Below are 20,425 nucleotides of genomic sequence, written 5' to 3'. Positions count from 1 at the left end.
ACTAGTTAGTTGATCAAATCAATATACTTCTACAAATTCTCCATCGATATAAACGAATATGGAACCGGTTGAATCGGAATATGCCAGTTTGCCATAGTACTTGGCCAGTGTGACACAGTCATCGGAGACTCTCTCGGTGGAACTCTCGGTGTTGTATACGCTGTAGAGCCTGCCGTCTTCCACAAAATAGAGCTTGTTATCCTCGATGTTCCAGGTGAAGATAAGACCGTAGTCCTCTTCATCATAATAGTAATCGGGAACCACGCACTCCAATTCACCGTCATTCAGGTAGTAGATGTCATCCTCGATCCAGAGCCAGATGTTCTTGAAATCATAGCTTGCATAGAACATTTCGACATAATCAGCATCATATAAAACTTCGTTCTCGATGCCTTCATCGGTGACTTTGGACTCGTACACAACTCCCTTAAAGCCGTAAAGAAGCTTCCTGCTTGAGGCATCAAACAAAATGTTATTGACCTGATCGTAGTTGTAATCAAGGACCGCTGCGCCTTTGCCGTCGGAGTTTACGATGAACACGTCGCCTTTTCTTGATATGAAGAACAGATCCTTAAGTGATTTTACATCCAGAACTGTTGCCCAGAACTGGCCGTAGGCCTGGTGGATAGCCTCGGTGTGCATGTTGGTCACATAGGTTCCATCGTAGACCTTGGCTGCTTCATCCATCTCAAAGTCGCAGTAGTAAGCGCCGTCTTTGCAGCTCACAAGGATCTCATCCAGATCACCGTCCACGAAATAGTTGTTGAACTCTTCGCAGGTAAGGACCTTCTTTGACTTGCCGTCAATGTATCTGTAAATCTCGGTCTGATCGCTGTTGGTGTAAAAAAGATTGCCGTCATTATTTACGGAACATGCCCTCAGGTAGCCTTTTTCCAGCTGCTTCTCCTCCTTGTCGGGGCCTGCTATGCAAAGGACCATGTTCTTGGAATCCGTGAATCTGGTGTAAGCAATTGTCTGTCCGTCGGGAGAGATAACCGGTGACAGCTCTTCCACATTGTCAGCCACCTTCTGGCTAAGGCCGGTGGATGTATCAAAGAGGTAAAGGCTTCCCACATTGACATCTTTATTCTTTCCCAGGGCTTCGCCCGTCGGGATAAGATAGAACATCTCGCCGCCGTCCAGGGCCAGCTCCGCACACTTGGCTCCCGGAGCGAACTCTGCCGCAGCAGTATCGGAATTGATGTAGTAGAATTTGCCTTCATCGGAAAGAGCCATGCCCTGGGTGAAGCTTCTGTTGGTGGCCATATCGCAGTCCTGACCGAAAAGCTTGTCATTGGACTTGCCCTCTGAATTTACAATTAAGTCTTCGATGGCCACGATCCATTTTTCTCCGGTGAAATAGTTATGATCACCCTCGTACTTGGGAGCATCCACATGGACGTACTCTATCTCTTTTTTCTCTTCGTCCTCTGCTTCCTCCTCATCATAGTCGTAGTCGTAATCATCGTCATCATCATAATCGTAGGAGTAGTTTTCATAGTCTTCGAATAAATCCTCATACTCCTCATACAACGAGCGAAGGGGATCCACGATCTCCCTGGTGCGTTTATAGAGCTTCCAGGCGGCAGAGACAAAGCTGATCAACATAACAAGCACCGCCGCAATGATCAAAACCACGATCAAGGTACGTTTATTATTATTGGGCGCCGGAGCCGGCTGCTGCCTGTAATATTGATTAACAGGCTGATTCTGTATAGGATTAACGGGCTGATTCTGCATTGGATTTACCGGCTGATTTCCGGAATTCACAATGTTTGGCGCAGGTACACCGCAGTTTCCGCAGAACTTATCACCCTCTTTAATTTCACATCCGCATTTTGAACAAAACATGTTTTATCCTCTCTTAACAGCAAGACCTGAGTTAATTCTATCACCATCCCGCCATTAAATATAGCCACCGGTAGTGACTCCGGTGGCTATAATAATAGATTTAATTGTGATGATCCTTACCATGTTCGGAGGAACCGATTCTTACAAGAGCTCTATACAGCTTGGCTTCTGCTCTTACGCGAGCTTCCTTGTCCAGCATCTGATCCTTCAGTCTCTCCTCGGCCCTTGCCTTGGCCTCTTTGGCTCTCTCTACGTCAATTTCCTCAGACCACTCCCAAGTGGTGGGGAAAACCTTGACCTGGCCCTTCATGACTGAAAGCATTCCGCCGATACAGGCTGCTTTTCTCTCTTTGCCGTCTGCCATGGTGACTCTGGCTGTGCCCATTCCGATGGCGGTACAGTAGTCGGTGTGACGGGCAAGTATCTCAACATCTCCGTCTATTGTACGCAGAAGCAGCTTCTCCACTTCTCCATCAAAATCCAAGCCGTCCATGGAGACGATCTCTAAATGATAAGTTGCCATATTATTCCTCGTTTCGTGATCCGGCGTTACTTCTTAGCCTTCTCAAATACTTCGTCAATGGTTCCAACAAGAAGGAATGCTGACTCAGGAAGATCGTCGCACTCGCCGTTTAAGATCATCTTAAAGCCGCGGATGGTCTCCTTGAGAGGCACATACTTTCCGGGAAGACCTGTGAACTGCTCAGCAACTGAGAAGCTCTGTGACAGGAAGTTCTGAACCTTACGAGCTCTGTAAACGGTGAGCTTATCCTCTTCAGAAAGCTCGTCCATACCCATGATGGCGATGATATCCTGAAGTTCACGATATCTCTGAAGCACCTGCTGAACTCCCTTTGCTACTTCGTAATGCTCTTTTCCTACGATATCGGGAGAAAGGATACGGCTGGTTGAATCAAGAGGATCAACCGCAGGATAAATACCCTTTGATGCGATATCTCTGGAAAGAACGGTGGTAGCATCCAGGTGAGTGAAGGTTGTAGCAGGAGCAGGGTCTGTAAGGTCATCGGCAGGTACGTATACGGCCTGAACCGATGTGATGGAACCCTTCTTGGTTGATGTGATACGCTCCTGAAGAGCACCCATTTCAGTAGCCAGTGTAGGCTGATAACCTACGGCTGAAGGCATACGTCCCAGAAGCGCTGAAACCTCTGAACCAGCCTGTGTGAAACGGAAAATGTTATCGATGAAAAGAAGCACGTCCTGATTCTTAACATCACGGAAATATTCAGCCATGGTAAGTCCTGAAAGACCTACTCTCATTCTAGCCCCGGGGGGCTCGTTCATCTGACCGTAAACCAGAGCGGTCTTGTCAATAACTCCACTTTCCTTCATTTCGCCGTAAAGGTCGTTTCCTTCACGGGTTCGCTCTCCAACGCCGGTGAATACTGAAATACCGCCGTGGGCCTTAGCTACGTTATTGATAAGCTCCATGATAAGTACGGTCTTACCTACGCCGGCACCGCCGAACAGACCGATCTTACCACCCTTGGCATAAGGGCAGATAAGGTCAACGACCTTAATACCTGTCTCAAAGATCTCTGTAGCAGGAACCTGATCTTCAAAGGAAGGTGCGGGACGATGGATTGCCCATCTCTCTACCCCTTCTGGAGCAGGCTCATTGTCTACAGGCTCTCCAAGAAGGTTGAAAATTCTTCCCAGACACTTGTCACCAACCGGCACAGTGATTGGGCTTCCTGTATCCTTAGCATCTACACCACGAACAAGACCGTCAGTGGAACTCATGGCAACGCAGCGAACTACATCGTCACCTACCTGCTGAGCAACCTCAGCTATAAGTCTGCGGTCACCGATCATGATCTCTATAGCATTGTGAAGATCCGGAAGCTCACCCTCTTTAAAGCGGATGTCAAGTACAGGGCCTGTAACCTGTATTACCTTTCCAATATGATTTTCACTCATTATTAAACTCCTTAATATTGTTATGTATTTCAAGCATTTTCACAAGGAAGTTCTGTTCTCGCAAGGAAGTTCTGCTCTCGCAAGGAAGTTCTGCTCTCGCAAGGAAGTTCTGCTCTCGCAAGGAAGTTCTGCTCTCGCAAGGAAGTTCTGCTCTCGCACTTCGTGCTCGACAGAACAAGCTTCGTACCTGGGCTCAAAAAAAACTTCGCCCGGTTCTCAGCTTTCAGCACCGGCCACAATTTCTGTGATCTCCTGCGTAATGCTTGCCTGACGGGCTCTGTTGTAGTACAGACTCAAGGTATCGATCATTTCCTCTGCGTTGTCGGTGGCTGCTTCCATAGCTGTTCTACGGGCAGCAAGCTCACTGGCATAGGATATGTTGATACTGGAATAAAGGATTCCCGCCAAGTACTCCGGAACAATTGCATTGAACACTGTCTCTGAATCGGGCTCGTACAGAATCAGTTCTCTTGGCTTACCGTCTGACTCCTTACCCGTTGTCCTAAGATCGGATAAAGGAAGCAGTGATGAAGCTGTGGGAACCTGGGAAAGCATGGAAATAAAGTTCGTATAGCAGATATGAATATGTCCGAACTCTCCCGAACAGTATGCATCGCAGACAATCTTGGCAATCTGGAAGCAATCTGAAACGGTTATCTTGGCAACCTCCGCGTACTCCTCTGTGAAAAGAGGTACGTTTCTGTGCTTGAAGTATTCCACAGATTTTTTTCCAATGGGAAGAACCGTTACGTCATCTCTGCCCTTGGTCTCCTGCTCCATGAACTTAAACAGATTGGAGTTGTAACCGCCCGCAAGACCTCTGTCTCCGGCAATTACTACGTACAGCCATTTCTCGTTGGCTCCTGCCTTTGTGTAAGGGGAGCGGAAATCCGAGTTGGAATTGGCTATATCTGTCAGGGTTCCAAGCATGGTCTCCAGATAGGGCTTGGAGGCATCGGCTCTTTCCTTTGCCTTACGAAGTTTGGATGCAGCCACCAGCTGCATGGCCTTCGTGATCTGCATTGTGCTCTGAACGCTCTTGATTCGGAGTTTAACAGCTTTCATTGATCCAGCCATTATTTTTTCCTCCTATCGTAATCAGCCCTTCTGCTTAAGGAACTTATCTGTATAAGCGTCCAGTGCCTCTTTTAACTTAGTCTCTGTATCACCCTCGAGCTTTCCTGTCTCACGGATGCCTTGCATGGCTGCGATTCCGGAAGGATCTGCATCAAGGAAGTCATAAAGTCCTGCTTCGTATTCAGCTACGTCGGTAGCTTCTACCTTCATCAGGATGTTATTGACTACGGCATAGAGGATAGCAACCTGCTTCTCTACAGCAACGGGCTGGTTCTTGTCCTGCTTAAGAACCTCAACGATTCTTTCACCCTGTGCAAGACGGTTCTTGGTATCTTCATCAAGATCTGAACCGAACTGTGCGAAGGACTGCAGCTCACGATACTGTGAATAAACAAGCTTCAGAGTTCCGGCAACCTTCTTCATGGCCTTGATCTGAGCGTTACCACCTACTCGGGATACTGAGATACCGGGGTTAACCGCCGGCATGATTCCTGAGTGGAAAAGCTCTGTCTCAAGGAATATCTGACCATCTGTGATGGAGATAACGTTGGTAGGAATGTATGCTGAAACGTCTCCGGCCTGGGTCTCGATGATAGGAAGGGCTGTAAGTGAACCTCCTCCGTTCTCATCAGAGAGCTTGGCTGCTCTTTCCAAAAGTCTTGAATGTAAGTAGAAAACGTCTCCGGGATAAGCTTCACGTCCCGGTGGTCTTCTGATCAGAAGGGAAAGTGCACGGTATGCTACAGCGTGCTTTGAAAGGTCATCATAGATGCAAAGCACGTGTTTGCCCTTGTTCATGAAGTACTCACCCATAGCACAGCCTGTGTATGGAGAGATGTACTGCAGAGGTGAGGGCTCTGAAGCTGTAGCGGCAACTACGATGGTGTAGTCCATGGCGCCGCCCTTTTTCAGGTCTTCTACCAGTGAAGTAACTGTAGAACGCTTCTGTCCTATAGCTACATAAATACAGATAACATCTTTTCCCTTCTGGTTAAGAATGGTATCTATAGCGATTGTGGTCTTACCTGTCTGTCTGTCACCGATGATAAGCTCACGCTGTCCTCTTCCGATAGGGATCATGGAGTCGATAGCCTTGATACCTGTCTGGAGAGGCTCCTTAACGGGCTGTCTTGCGATGATTCCGGGAGCAGGTGACTCAACCGGTCTGAATTCTGATGATTCGATGGGGCCCTGTCCGTCAATGGGCTGTCCGATAGCGTTAACAACACGGCCAATCATCTTCTCGCCTACAGGAACAGATACAACTCTTCCTGTACGCTTAACGGTCTGTCCTTCGCTGATTCCGACATCCTCGCCGAACAAAACCGCAGATACTACTGTTTCCTCGAGGTTCTGGGCCATTCCGAATGTACCGTTCTCGAACTCCAGAAGCTCACCGGACATACAGTTCAAAAGTCCGCTTACTCTGGCGATACCATCACCAACGGTAAGCACTGTACCGGTCTCATTCTGGATGATTGCATTCTGATAATTCTTTATCTGGCTTCGAATGACCTCGGATATTTTTTCTGGTTTTAGTTCCATATCATCCTCCGATGTAATAGTTGAAAGATTAGATGACTATGTCATCAACTTTTCTGCGAAGCTCGGATAACCTTCCTTTGACTGATCCGTCAAAGAGCTGTCCCTCAAGATCTACTCTGACACCTCCAAGGATATCAGGATCTGTCTTCTGCTCTAGCAGAACCTTCTTACCGCTGATCTTTTCAAGTTTCTCTCTAAGCTGCGACAGCTGAGCATCTGACAGCTTAACCGCTGCTGTAACCAGTGCATCCGCTATCCCGTGAGCCTCATTATAAGATTTTCTGAATCTCTTATAACACGCTGAGTACTCACGAAGCAGTCCTTTTTCTATAAGAATCTTGATGAAGTTCAGATGGTAAGCTTCGAGGCTGCCGTCAAAGGCCTGATCCACAAGGGATAACCTCTCATTCTTTGGGACTGAAGGCTCCGACAGGAGGGTGATGTAATCGGGGTTCTCTCTGAGGATCCCTCTCACCGTCTCCATTTCGCCCAGTATTTTCTCCGTAAGGTTCTCTTCCGCTGCCAGATCATACAGGCTCTGCCCATAAAGATCTCCAGCTTTACTCATTTTCCTTACTCCTTTTCTACGAAAAATCCTTATGCTCCGACTTTGCTTATGAAGTCTTCGATAAGTTTCTTATGATCAGCTTCGTTGATCTCTTTCTCAACAACTTTTCCTGCAATATCCATTGCCAGGGAGCTGATCTCATCCTTGGCTTCGTTGATAGCCTTTTTCTTTTCCTGTTCGATATCAGCTGCGGCCCTTGCCTTGATGCCGGCTACTTCTTCCTGCGCATCGCGAACCAGAGTGTCTGCCTTGTTCTGGGCCTCTCTCTGGGCGTCGGATACGATCTGTGCAGCTTCGGCATGAGCATTTGTAAGGCTGCTCTCATACTGTTCTTTTAAGGAATCGGCTTCTGTCTTAGCCTCTCTTGCCTCTCGAATCTCTTTATCCGCAAGATCCTGTCTCTTCTGCAAAATGTCGTTGATAGGCTTGAAGAGAAATTTCTTGATCAGATAAACCTGTAAAAACAGGTTACAGATCTGAATGATAAAGGTCCAGGGTACCAATGTAACCAGATCCTGATCTTCTGTCACGGATTTGGTATAACCTGTATAAAACAGGACTGCTACAAACAGGGCAAGAAGCGCAATGAAAAGCCATAAGGATTTTCCGGCTTTGTTCTTCTCGTTCATAGAAGCAGCACCTCCTTAGAATATTTGATTACTGTAAGTAGTTCATAAACATTCCGGGTGCAACGAAAATAAGAAGAAGACCGGTAACGAAACCATAGATACCGGTTGTCTCAGCAACCGCACAACCAAGAAGCATGGTACCTGTTACGTCGCCCTTACATTCAGGCTGACGTCCGATAGCTTCAAGAGCCTTAGAAACGGCAGTTCCTTCACCAATACCAGGTCCGATACCTGCGATAAGTGCACATCCTGCACCTATACCACATCCTGCAAGTGCAATACCTCTAGCCAGTAACTGAAAATCACCCATAATTTTGCCTCCTAAAATGATTTTTATGTGTTTTTTTGTTATTCAATTTTTGATGAATTTTACTTTTAGGCGTGATATCCGGATTGCTAAAAAACTTTGAATCCCTATATCACCCCTCTTCTGCTGCATTAGCAATGTACATTACTGTCAGCATACAGAAAATGAATGCCTGCATACATCCTGAGAACCAGTCAAAATAGACACCGGTCACAGCAGGAATTCCCAATCCCAGAATAGGGATGTTTGAAAGGAATGCGCCTACAGCTCCGGGTATAAGCTTAAGGAGTGCTGCAGATGCAAGTCCAAGTGCCCAGTAGATAAGGCCGTCGATTACTACTCCGGAAAGGATATTTCCAAAGTGACGGCAAGCCATACTAACAGGCGTTGCCAACTCTGACAGAATATTAAACGGGGTCATAACTGCAATTGGAGTCGTGAATCCCTTCAAATATCCGCCAAATCCGTTGGTCTTGATCTTGGTAGATGTGATCATTACGAATACCACAACTGCCCAGGCTGCTTCTGTTGATAGGTCAGCTGTCGGACTTCGAAGTCCGATAAGGCTAATAAGATTTGATATAACGCTCGTGGCAAAGAGAGCAGATACGAAAGGTATCAGCTTATCAAACTTATTACCTCCTGTGTTGTTGCGGACAAAATTGTTGCCCGTTTCAACCAGCATTTCTGCAAAAGCCTGCCTTTTCGAAATGTTTTCTACCTTCAGGTTCCGGGTTAAGAAAATGCATAACCCCGTGAGAATGATCATCACGATCCAGCTAACAATCAGTGTCTGGGTTATCTTGATGTCTCCCAGGACAGGAATGCCAGTCTTGATGGTAAAATAGACCTTGGCGTAATCAACTTCGAAACCATTACTCATGCTTTCGCCTTCAACCTCCTTTCCCCGCAGAAACGATTCCGCGTAGTTTTATGTATAAACTTGGAAAAAACAGCGGAATTATTCCCGCCGCTGCGTTGAATACCGGTAAAACAATAGCCAGTATCCCCCATAGAAGCTGGAGAAGAATGCGGTTCCTGTAGCTGACGCCCATTCTGGCCCTTGCCATCTTCTCATCATCCATGGATGCCACCTTTTGCACAGTAACAGCCATCCAGAAAAAGTTACCCACCGCAACCAGAAAGCCTCCAATGGCTCCCAGGATCACAGTGTAATTAAATGGAATATTATAATTAAATGGTGTCCAGTTCTCCGGAATAACCATGTGCAAAACAAAAAACACTAAAAGCATTATTATCACGCAGACTCCTGTGCCCAGCGCAATATTCCCCGTTTCCTTCTTTACAGCATCCTGTAATTTCATACTATTTAACTCTTCTCCCCGAAATATTTTTGATGAAGACCGCTATTTAAACTACGGATCAGGCATCAGATATGCCTGCTGAAGTACACTTCATCCTTTCCGCGTTTAATCTTTTTCTTTTCTTCCTTTTTGGTGACTGATAAGTACACCTTGTAGGCGGTCATCCAAGATGATCCCAGGCCCATGATAAAGCCCGGTATGTAAACCCACGCCGGCGCAGATGCCTTGGTGGTAAGCAGATAACAGACAAACAGACACATGAGAAGCGGCATAATAAGCGACAGGCCCAGCTGGCCTACCATCGCGAACTGACCTACAAGTTTTGACATCCCTTTCATATCCATGTTAAGTCCTGCCACTCTCCTTTCTTTTATGGCTTATCGAAAAATCGTGAAACAAAGCCAAAATATGCGCATACTAATGATAGTATAACAAATTAATAATACACTTTTTCCCCTGATTCAGCAATAAATGTTAGACAATTTGTGGCTTTTTCATGATTTCGTATAAAAAAGCCGGAAACCACGCAGACTCTGTGCCCGTGCGATCTCCGGCCTTGTTTTTATAAAACTTTTATCAAAATTTCGGCTATTATCTAGCTACTTTCACCTTGAGAGTGATGGTCTGGCTCTTAGCTGCAACGCCATTTCCCTCAGGAATAACTGCAAGCTTGACATTGTAGCTTGATCCTGCCTTGATGGCTCCGGGATCTGCAATTGCTACGAAGAGGTTTCCGCTCTTTACATCATAGCTTACGTTAAACTTATCCTTCTGATCCAGCTGGTTCAGAGCAAAGATTGCTGCGCCCTTAGGTGCTGTAACCTTTGTAACAGTCATTCCCTCTGTGCTCATGTCAGAGAGCTTAACCTCAACTGCTGTAAACTTGGAAAGCTTAACAGTTGTCTGCTTAACAGTGATGCTTACAGGCTTAGCATCAACGAATGATTCGCCAAGAGCTGTAGCGATCCTGAATACAGGGACTACTTTGTACTTGCTGCCTGCGCGGTAATCCTCGTCAGCCTTTGCGTAAACCTTTGCAACGCCTGCAGCTGAATCCCACTTGATCTCAAAGAGATCTGAATTTCCGTAGAACTCCATGCCTACTACTTCTGCATTTACGTTCTTAAGAACAGGTGTAACTGTTACATAGGTATTGGTGCGGTCAATGAGATTGATGCTTCCCTTTACCTTGCCGGTAGCCTTGGCTCCTGCTGTAACTTTAAGAGTAAAGCTTGAAGTCATACCCTGGATCTTGTTGATCGCATAGCTTGCTGTGAAGCTGTAGCTTCCCTTCTTGATAATGCCCTTGCTGACAGCTTCATCAACAGTCATGGTGTCTGAATCCTTGAAGGAAACTACGATAACAGGCTGACCAAGTGCATTCTTCTCAAAGCTGTAATCAAGGAATGCAAGAATGTCATTTGCCTTCTTGTTCTTTCCTGTAAGCTCAAGATTTCTGATGGTGTAATCCAATGCATTCTTAACGGTTACAGGTGCCTCTGCGCGGCTTATTTCTGCAATATACTCATCACTGTTGAGGCTTGCCTTGCCGATCTTAACAACAGGCTTCTTGTCATTGAGTGTAAGTTTTGCATCAACAACAACTTCTCTGTCTGTTGCATATGCTGTCTTAGGATCCTTTGCAAAATCAGGATCAACAACGCTGATCTTGGCTGTGCCGCTCTTGGTGGTTGTAAGTGTGTAAACTCCATTGTTCTCATCCAATGTGAAGCTTGCGTTAGCCTTTACATAGGACTTCTTGGAGGTTGCAAGTGTTACTGCTGCATCTGTCAAATACTCACCGGTTGTCTTGTTGAGAACTCTGAACTCAGTGTCCTTGATTCCAAGCTGTGAGTAAAGTGTGCTGTTATCAAGCTCGATCTGATACTTAGGAGCCTTGGTCTCTGTCTTAACAGTGAACTTGACTGTCTTGTCATAGGCCTTCTTGTATCCTGCAAAGCTTACTGTTACTGTGAGCTTCTTGTTAAGCTTCTCTCCGCTGTTGAATCTCTTCTGTGCAGCATTTGTCATGATGATCTGATAATCACTGCCGTTTGAAGAAAGAACAAAGTCACCTGCTGAAGCTGTAAGCTTAGCTGAAGCATCCTTGGATACTGCTGTAAGTGCACCTGAGTTCTTGCTGCTGCCTGCCTTGTAGAAGAGATTTACCTTCTTGGTCTGCTTAAGTGTTACAGAAGGCTTGCTCTCTGTGATCTTAACAGAAAGAGGTCCGATCTCATCTTCGCCGCTGGTAAGCACTACCTTGTAGCTGCCGTTGGCAATCTTAGGTGCGTTTGTTGTTTCCTTGCCGTCCTTGTCTGTATCAGCCTTAACGCCGATTGCGTAAACACCGCCGGTAACCTCGGTTACTTCGAAGATGTCCTTGAGATCCTTCATTTCCTTGGATCCCTTGAATACCTTGGATACAGTAACCTCTGAAAGTGCTGTGTCCTCAAGCTGTGAAACAACAAATGATACTGTGTCGTTCTTAGCCTTATCAATTGTAAGCTCGCTTACGTTGATATCAAACTTAGGTCCTTTTACCTTGACCTTAACTGTTGTCTTAACTGTGCTGTCAGTAAATGCTGTGAGGTTGATACCTGTTGTTCCGTTGGCAACTGCTCTGAATACGCCTGCGGAATACTTAACAACCTTGGTGTCAGCTACAGAAACCTTAACTGACTCGTTGTAGCCTACGCCTACTACCTTAAGTCCATTGAGCTTGAAGAGATCTCCGGCCTTCTCAACAACGATAGTGCCATCCTCATCAAGTGTTGCGCCTTCTACATTAAATTCAAAGTGGAAGGAATTTGCTCTTGTGGCAAATGTAAGAGGATCACTTGTTGCTGTGAACTTCTTGCCGCCAACAGTATACTTCATGGTTACAACATAGCTTGCAAGACCATCCTTGGATGTAGCCTGTCTTGAAAGTGTGATCATGCTGCCTGTTGCATTTTCCTTAAGTCCCATCTTGTTCTTATCAGCAAAGCTGAAGGTGAAGAGCTTGTCTACAGATTCAAGTTCAACCATAGGACTTAATACAGGAATTGCTGAAACAGTTACTTCCTGCTTGTCATCAATATCTCCGAAGAGACCTGTCTCAGCATCGTCGGAAATAAGTGTTACACCTTTAACCTCAACAAAGTTAACAACTGCTGTATCAAGCTGACCAGCCTTTGAGATGATATCAAAGGAAGCTGTTGTTCCGTTGTAAGGAGCTGTAGCCTGATCTTTGTTTACCCAGTCATAACCCTCAGGAAGCTTAGCACCGTTCAATGCCTTAGCCTCAACGTCTGCAAGGGTCTTAACTTCTTTTGCGAATACAGTAAACTCTACTGTTTCGGCAACGTCTTTACCATTTGCTGTTGCACCGATCTCTCTGTCCTCGATGAACATAAGAAGTGCCTTAAGATCGGGATCCTCAACGTCCTCTGAGCTGCGAACCTGTAAGAATCCGTTGAAGTCGATGAAACCGGCTTCATTTCTGTTTACGAACTTGCTGTTTGCAGTATCAACACCCAGATCCTTCATATCTGTGCTTACGAAGATCTTGTCTGTTGCCTTAAGTGAAGAATCAACTGCATTTACAGACTCATTTCCATTCCAGAAGAAGTTGTTCTCATTGTAAATCTTTGATCTGATCTGAGCGCCAAGCATGCTGATGCTGTCCTTGGCTGTCTTCTTGTCACCGATTGAAAGGAGTCCCTTTACTGTGTAATCGGAATTAACTGACTTAGCATAGTTGTTAAGTGTAAGGTTTGTTCCGTTTGCATAAGAGGTACTGTTAAATACCTGAATATCAGGACAGCTGTTGGAGTCGATACCGTTTGCCTTGTTGTAGAATGCATAGGAATTTCTCAGTACATGGTATCCGCTCATGCCGTCGCCGCCCAGCTTGAATCCGTTACCGTTACCGGCTTCGAACTCTACTGCCTTGGCAGCATCCTTGTGGTTAACTGAAAGCTCAGGGCTCTCAAATACTTCATAATCAGCGCCGTTTCTGTAACCAAGGAGGTATCCGTTCTTGTATGTGACACATCCGTCAAGGGTTACTGTTCCGATGCTTCCTGTCTGAACCTTTGCAAAAAGATCCCAACCGTCATCAGCGTTGTATGCTGATACGCAGCCTACGAATACGTTGCCTTCGCCGCAGGTGATCTTAGCTGCAAATCCGTCCGCATCCTCGAAACCTGCATCATAGTTGAGGTATGAAGTACAGTTGAGGATAAGGTTGTCTGAAGGCCACAGGTCACGTCCAACGTTACCGTCACGGGCGATCTCAAGACCTGTATTACCGTTCTTGTATGTATTAACACGATCTACGATGTTATGCTTACCGGCGACAAGGATACCCTTCTCACCGTTCTTGGAAGCTGTAACATCGAAGTTCTTAAGGAACCAGTAGTTACCTGAAAGAACAAATGCACTGCCTGAACCTGTTGCGCCTGCAAAGCTAAGAACCGCTCTGTTTCCTGCTGCTACATCCTCAGGGTTTGTCTCCATGGTGATATAATCTGCAGCAGTTCCGTCTGTACCTCTGTTGATGCGGATGTTCTTGTCGCTTCCGTCGTTATCTCTTCCCAGGTTGTATGTGCCGCCTGCCAGGTAGATTGTCTGGCCGGGAGCTGCAAAGCTTACTGCGTCGTAAATTGATGCAGGAGACTCAACAGTACCTTCTCCCTTTGCTCCGGGTGCTACATAGATAATATCTCCGGCAAAGGTCTTGTACTTAACTGTGAATTCACCTGAAACGCTCTTTGCCTCAGGATCAGCGCTGTTAATTACAAGATACTGATACTCACCGGGCTTATATCCGGCTGCAGGAGTAAATACATAGCTGATCTTGTTGTCGCCAACCTTGAGGTTAGTTCCAACTGTTGCCCACTTACCAGCCTTTACGTCCATTTCCTGAACTGCGATCTTGTTGCCACAGGTAACTGTGAGCTTACCGTCTGCGTTAGCATTAAGGATAAAGTCGTAATTAGCTGAGTTTGCACTTGATGCTGACATAACCTCTGTTGTGAGGGCTACAGGTTCCATAGCACGCTCCTCAGCAGGATAATCGCTGTCAGGATCAACTGTCTCAAGAGTATACTCAAGCTCTGTCACTGCTGACTTACGAGCACTGAATACACCGACATAGATGTTCTTCTTGTCGATCTGTGTAAGGTTTGTTCTGTTCTCGTCATAGATAACCTTCTGGCTGAGAACTGCATAAACCTTGCCGTCAACTGCTACTACATTCTGTCCGTTGTATGTTCCGACATAGGAGATGCGCTTTCCTGAAGCATTCTTGTCGTAAACTACCTCGATCTCTTCCTCTGTTCCGATTGCATCGGTTGAGAGATAACGAAGTACATAACCGGTGTTGTTTCTCTGGATCTGATATCTGATCTCGCTGATAGGTGTAACTTCTACTTCGCCGATCTTTTTAACAGTCTCATTAACTGCCTTTGCAGCCTTGGAAGGATCAATGATATTGAGCTGTCCGTAAGGAACTGCATTTGCGTTACCAATTGTTTCAATTGCAAAATTCTTGAAAGCACTTCTTACTTCTTCAGCTGTGCTGTCCTTGGTGATTCCGGGAAGCTGAGCCTGTACTGTGCTTGCAACTGTAGTCTCAAAGGTTCCTGACTCTGTTGTGAATCCCTCAGGAGTTGTGATCTGGCCGCTTTCTGCCTTGTTCTTCTGATCGAAGGTTACGCCGTCTCTTGCGATCCAGCCAAGACCAAGTCTCATCTTCTCCTGGAAATAGTTCTCATTGTCTGAGGTGTTCTTAACGACACCGCCCACATAATTGCCCTCAGCATCCTTGATCGCAGGATCCCAGGTGTACTGGATCTGAGTAGCTGCTGCCTGGTAAGAGTTGTTCCAGAATGCAACATTTGCTCCATGCTCGCCTACTGCATCGGCAACCATGAGACCGAAGCCTTCCTGACCGTTGTCATATGGCCACTTCTCAACTTTGAGCTTAGCAGTATAAGTGAAGTTGTCTGCAGGATCGATCTTGGTGTAGTAGTATCCAAGTCCGTCTGTACTTCCGGGAACGATCTTGGTTGAGCTTGGTGTGTCGATTGAAACGCTTCCGTCAGCATTAACTGTTGCCTTGTCTCCTGTGGATGCATTGCTTCCGTAGCTTGCAAAGCTCCAGGTTCTGTCGTTAGCGCCTGTTACTGTAACTTCCTTGGTTGCAGCATCGGATCTCTCTTTATCTCTTACTGCATATACCTTAACTGTTACAGTCTCTCCTACGGTAAGTCCCTCAAGAACTGCCTCACGCTGGGTAAGTCCCTTAGCGGATGCAACGATCTTTTCTTCCTCACCGGAAACTGTAACTATCTCAACGTCATAAGTCTTAGCTTCGTTAACCTTGGTCCATGTAACCTCAAGTTTAGCCTTGCCTGCCTTGTCTGTACCCTTGTTGGTTACAGCAGTGATGTTGGGCTTAACAAGAGGAAGTGCAAAGAATGTAGGTGATGACTCAGCGCCAACCTTGTCCTCTTCGCCTTCACGGCAGAGGTAAGGAACAAAGGTGTAGGTTCCTGAAGCTGTGAGATCGAAGGAAACCTTCTTCTCAAGCTTGTCGTTGGACTCAGCACTCTTGGCTGTTGCCACAACGTCATCCTTTTCATCCTTCATTTCAACGGCAATATAATCACCACCGTTGTAGTTTACAAATGCTTCTACTGTCAGATTGATCTTGGTGCCATCGGCAATGATCTCTCTGATAACAGGGCCGGGAACATCTGACCATGCGCCTCTTTCAGGCTTCTCAGCTGAACCTGACTCAGCAACAGTTACACGGAACAGATAGTTGTTTCCGCCGCTGCTTCCCAGGTAGTAGGTTCCTGCATCTGCAAGCTCCAATGTTGAAATATAAGCAGAGTTCTTGGTCCATGTGCCAACAGTTGTTGCAACTGCAGTTCCGTCACTGCCAAGGATTGTCATCTGACGGCTGTCGTCGCCACCCTCTGCCCACCATACCTTAACGGTTGCGGCACCGGATGTTGTGAATTTAACAGCGTTCATGGATGTTGAAGCTGTTCCACCAAAGTTGATTCTCTGAGCTGAAGCATATCCGTCTTCCCAGGTCTTGTTGCTTGCGTCAACCTTGGACTTAGCACTGTAAAGGATCTCAAAGTAATCGCCGGTTCCTGCCTTCTCGGAGGCACCGTCAGCCTTTGCTCCTGCTGCGAATGCAGTAAGGTCTGAAGACTGAAGATCATACTCTGTGGTAGCTGATGAAACAACATTTGCCTCTACCTTGAAGATGTAGTTATTGTTTACAGCGTTACCAAGATAGTAGGTTCCTGCTTCATCAAGAGTGAACTCTGAAATATAAGGTGAATTCTTGGTCCATGTGCCGGAGGTTGTAGCAACTTCATTTCCCTCAGCATCAAGGATTGTGATCTGACGGCTGTCGTCGCCGCCCTGTGCCCACCATACCTTAACGGTAGCTGAACCGTTGGTTGTGAACTGAATAGCATTCTTGGTTGTTGATGCTACACCGCCAAAGTTGATTCTCTGAGCGGATGCAAATCCGTCTTCGAAGGTCTTGTTGCTTGCGTCAACCTTGGACTTAGCACTGTAGATGACATTAAAGAAGCCATCTGTTCCTGCCTTCTCAGCATCGCCGTCTGCCTTGGCACCTGCTGCGAAAGCTGTAAGGTCCTGTGCATCAAGGACGAAGGTTCCGCCCTGTCCTGCGTTAGGATCTACGATCTCATATTCGAAGGTTGCGATCTCACTGTTTGCGCAACCCTCAGCCATAGCAACAGCCTTGATGGTTGTTGACTTGCTGATAATGATAGGTCTTTCGTAAAGTGTGCTTTCATCTGTAGGATCGCTTCCGTCTGTTGTGTAGTAAATGTCAGCACCCTCTGTCTCTGTGCTGAGAGTGATAGCACGGCTCAGGGTATAAGAGCCGCTCTTTAAGTTGGCTACAGGAGCTGCTGCCTGCTTGCCTGCGATGTCATCAAGAGCCTTGGTAAGAGCTGTTGCCATGGCGTCAACCTTGGCCTGGTCTTCAACAAGAAGTCCGAAAGAAACAGTATCAATAGCCTTGATAAGTGCATCCTTCTGCTTAGGCTTAGCATTTGCTATAACTGCTTCATCAAGTGCAAAGTAGCGAAGAAGCTGCTCATTTACATCTGCATAATCTGCGCCGAGGTAGGAAGGAGTCCAGTCAGGGCTGAGATAATCAGCTCTTGTGTATCCCTCATCACTCTTAAGTTCATAGTTATCAGCGGTTCCCTGATTGTCAGAACCGATGTTGGTAGCAACACGGCCTGTGAGGTCTACCTTAGTACCGTCTGTAAGTCTTGTTCTGTACTCATGAAGTCCTTTGTTGAAAGAAGGAACTGTGTTCATTGTTGTCCAGCCCTTGTCAAGGATAAGACCCTCTTTCTCAATAACGGTGTTCATGAATGCTACTTTCTCGTCGGTGGTTCCCCAAGGTCTTCCGAGATATGCGGAAGCAACCGGCTCGATGCCCTCTCTCTTATCTGTAGTGATTCTGCAGTAGTCAAAGAGATATCCCTTGGTTGCGCTGCCCTTGCTGGCAACGATTACAAGATTCTCTGCCTTTCTGTCTGAGAAGCCGTCAAGAACAAGCTGGCAGTTGTCAAAAACAGCATTGCCGTCACCGCAGATAAAGTCTGTGGTTCCTTCAAGTACACAGTTGTAGTAGTAAGAATACTCGTCCTTATCACCTGTGTAGATGGTATCCTGGCTGCTGATGAAGCTACAATTATAGAACTCAATATTGTTTGCTCCACGGTTGTACATTGTACAAGCACGCTCTTTAGCCTTGTAGGTTGTAGGATCTGCTCCCTCAGCCTTTCTGTCAAGAAGGCTTCCGGATGTAGCTATATCATTCTTTTCAGCCTCTGAGATATAGAAGTTGAAAGAGTTCTCAAATGTGATGTTCTCAGCCTTAAAGCCTGTTGCTGTGCTCTTAAGGTTGACGGTTGATCCCCAGTTACCGGGAGTCTGACCGATGGTTGCGCTATCATACTGGTCAACAGCATGTGCCTCATCATAGAAAAGATGATTCTTGTCTATATCAGTGTTGAGGTATGCACTGTAGTATGCATCGCCGCCAAGTCCGTAGTACCAGCTGATGGTTGAACCCTCAGTGCGGGCACTCTTAAGTGTTACGTTGGGAACGTCAACAACTACCTGCTCCTGATAGTACTCATCTGCAAGAACGATGGCTACTCTCTGGTCATCAGCGCGCTCCATAAGCTTAATTGCTTCCAGAGCATCATAGATAGTTGTATAGTCAGCTTTTTCTTTGCCGACTGTAATCTCTGCCTTGTAAGCTACGGCAGGCTTAAGTGCAATATCTCTGAGATACATCTTCTCGCTTACGTCTGCACCCTTTACTTCGAAGTGCTCATAGGGCTCGTAAGGACGCTCGGAAGTAACCTGTGTTACCTCATAGAGACCGTCACGAAGATTGAGCTCAAGGGTGCTGCCCTTAAGATCAGCAAAGCTGTACTCATAATCATCATCAAGGTTCTTAACAGTAAGTGCTGTTACAGTGTCTACCGCAACAAGGTTGTGTGTAACTGCCTCAAGGCTTACCTTGTAAAGAGCCTTGGCTGTTGCCTCGAGATTAACCTCTTCGGTCTCTGTCTTCTGAACCTTATCGGTGCACTCATAGTCGTTGGCACCTGTGAGCTTTACAGAGTACTCCTCATCCTTAAGAACTACTGCTGTATAGGTATAGTTGTAATCATCCTCACCCTTGGTAAGTATAAGGTCAACGCTGTCAAGTGAAGTCTTGGCAGGAACAAGAGTAACCTTAAAGTCCTCAGCCTTAACATCATTGGCATTGTCGATCTTATTGATCTTGAATGTACCGGTGAGACCAACAACATCCTGGGCTACCAGTGCAAAATCTCTTTCCTTGGTCTTGTCATTGCCGGTTGTAAGGTCAAGCTCATTGCCGCCCTCAGCGCTGTCGATACCGTACTCAAGAGTACCTGCTACACTGACAATATACTTGAATCCGTTGGGAAGGCTTACTGAATAAGCGCCCTCTGCAACAGCTGCGGTAATGATCTCCTCAGTCTCCTGGTTCTTGAACTTAAGACCTGTAACCTTATCAGCGCCCTCGCCTGTGATCTTTCCGGCCACATCAACGATGGTTACTGCATCAGTCTCAACAAGCTCAAGGCTCTTGATCTTGAAGTTACCATGGGAAAAAAGTGGAATGAAACGGCCTTCTGCATCACCGGCCTTGTCCACTACATAATCAGCAAGATCTGCCTTGAAAGTAACTGTCTGGTGCTCAGCATCATCAGCATTGTCCACCAGTTTAACAGTTGAATCAAAGTCACCGAGAGTTACATATCTTGAAGAATCCTTATCCTGAGGAACAATAGTGATGGTCACTACGTTGGTATCCTCTGCGATAGGAAGATAGATAACACCTGTGGTGTCTGCTGTAGTATTATTCTTTACATTAAGGTCAGTATTGGCATCGAGAATAACTCTTCCGCTGCCACCGCCAACGATGATTCCGCTTAAGCTGTCACCGGCTGCGGTTTTCTGTCCCTTATTCTTTTCGGTAGCAAAGTTCCACTTGCTTGTAGTGGTCTTGATACCGTCTTCTGTAGCTGAAGAAGTGGTAAAATCTACCATGTCGTCATATGCTGCCTCAAAGGTAGCCTCTTCTTCATAATAAGCTTCTTCAGAAGCCTCTGCGTCTTCGGACTCCGCCTCTTCAGGCTCTGTTACTTCTTCCTCAGTCTCCTGAGCGTCCATAACGTCCTGAATTTCGTCTTCCAAAACGTCCTCGAGGAGCTGCTCGTCCTCGACCATTGTAAGCGCAGTATCCTGCTCAGCTGCGTATGCCACGTTCGTCGGAATAGCCGTAACGATCATGAATGCGCTAAGAACGGTTGCAAGCAGTCGCTGCATCTTCATGTTTGTCTTTCTCACTTTCTCTCTCCTTTCGATAGTGATTGTACACACTTACTTATGACATGTATCCCCAATTTATAATGTAAGCACTTACATCCTAACACATGTAAGAGCTTACAACTAGAGTCTTAGGCACTTTTTACTAGTAGAAAATAATCGCTGTTTTTTGGAAAAAAAGCACAAAAAAAATACCGGTAACCATACATGCCCCCTAGGGCTTGTGGTTACCGGATTCCTTATCACAACTGGT

The 20,425-nt window shown here is 46.3% G+C and carries 12 protein-coding genes; all 12 read right to left on the bottom strand.

Annotated elements, in window-relative coordinates; all coding sequences use genetic code 11:
- Positions 1-18: 18 nt before the first annotated feature.
- The gene (locus T359_RS21640; protein ID WP_051545304.1) at positions 19-1,851 is read right to left on the bottom strand and encodes a TolB family protein; all 1,833 of its coding nucleotides are present in this window, start codon (positions 1,849-1,851) and stop codon (positions 19-21) included.
- 100 nt (positions 1,852-1,951) lie between these two features.
- Positions 1,952-2,374, bottom strand: a complete 423-nt coding sequence (atpC, locus tag T359_RS0111355; RefSeq protein ID WP_026517591.1) for an ATP synthase F1 subunit epsilon — start codon at positions 2,372-2,374, stop codon at positions 1,952-1,954.
- 26 nt (positions 2,375-2,400) lie between these two features.
- Positions 2,401-3,792: a F0F1 ATP synthase subunit beta gene (atpD, locus tag T359_RS0111350; protein ID WP_026517590.1), complete on the bottom strand. Its 1,392-nt coding sequence runs from the start codon at positions 3,790-3,792 to the stop codon at positions 2,401-2,403.
- A gap of 216 nt (positions 3,793-4,008) precedes the next feature.
- Positions 4,009-4,869 (bottom strand): ATP synthase F1 subunit gamma, encoded by an 861-nt coding sequence (gene atpG / locus T359_RS0111345; protein ID WP_026517589.1) that lies wholly within the window; start codon positions 4,867-4,869, stop codon positions 4,009-4,011.
- Between the two features lie 21 nt (positions 4,870-4,890).
- Positions 4,891-6,414: a F0F1 ATP synthase subunit alpha gene (atpA, locus tag T359_RS0111340; protein WP_026517588.1), complete on the bottom strand. Its 1,524-nt coding sequence runs from the start codon at positions 6,412-6,414 to the stop codon at positions 4,891-4,893.
- 28 nt (positions 6,415-6,442) lie between these two features.
- Positions 6,443-6,982, bottom strand: coding sequence for an ATP synthase F1 subunit delta (gene atpH / locus T359_RS0111335; protein WP_026517587.1), 540 nt, complete (start codon positions 6,980-6,982; stop codon positions 6,443-6,445).
- A gap of 29 nt (positions 6,983-7,011) precedes the next feature.
- Positions 7,012-7,611, bottom strand: a complete 600-nt coding sequence (gene atpF, locus T359_RS0111330; RefSeq protein WP_081795556.1) for a F0F1 ATP synthase subunit B — start codon at positions 7,609-7,611, stop codon at positions 7,012-7,014.
- A 28-nt stretch (positions 7,612-7,639) separates the two neighbouring features.
- Entirely contained in the window at positions 7,640-7,921 is a 282-nt protein-coding gene (atpE, locus tag T359_RS0111325) for an ATP synthase F0 subunit C (protein WP_022779223.1), read from the bottom strand.
- A gap of 109 nt (positions 7,922-8,030) precedes the next feature.
- Entirely contained in the window at positions 8,031-8,801 is a 771-nt protein-coding gene (locus T359_RS0111320; protein ID WP_026517585.1) for a F0F1 ATP synthase subunit A, read from the bottom strand.
- A 10-nt stretch (positions 8,802-8,811) separates the two neighbouring features.
- Positions 8,812-9,243 carry an ATP synthase subunit I gene (locus T359_RS0111315; protein WP_026517584.1) on the bottom strand — a complete coding sequence of 144 codons (432 nt, stop codon included), beginning with the start codon at positions 9,241-9,243 and terminating at the stop codon, positions 8,812-8,814.
- 65 nt (positions 9,244-9,308) lie between these two features.
- Positions 9,309-9,572, bottom strand: coding sequence for an AtpZ/AtpI family protein (locus T359_RS0111310; protein WP_242839086.1), 264 nt, complete (start codon positions 9,570-9,572; stop codon positions 9,309-9,311).
- Between the two features lie 262 nt (positions 9,573-9,834).
- Positions 9,835-20,193 carry a pectinesterase family protein gene (locus T359_RS0111305; RefSeq protein ID WP_026517582.1) on the bottom strand — a complete coding sequence of 3,453 codons (10,359 nt, stop codon included), beginning with the start codon at positions 20,191-20,193 and terminating at the stop codon, positions 9,835-9,837.
- Between the last annotated feature and the right edge of the window lie 232 nt (positions 20,194-20,425).

The sequence above is a fragment of the Butyrivibrio sp. MC2021 genome, from assembly GCF_000621605.1.
Lineage (GTDB): Bacteria > Bacillota > Clostridia > Lachnospirales > Lachnospiraceae > Butyrivibrio.
The sequence above is the reverse complement of the archived record's forward strand: the minus strand, read 5'-3'. Positions and strand labels throughout refer to the sequence as shown.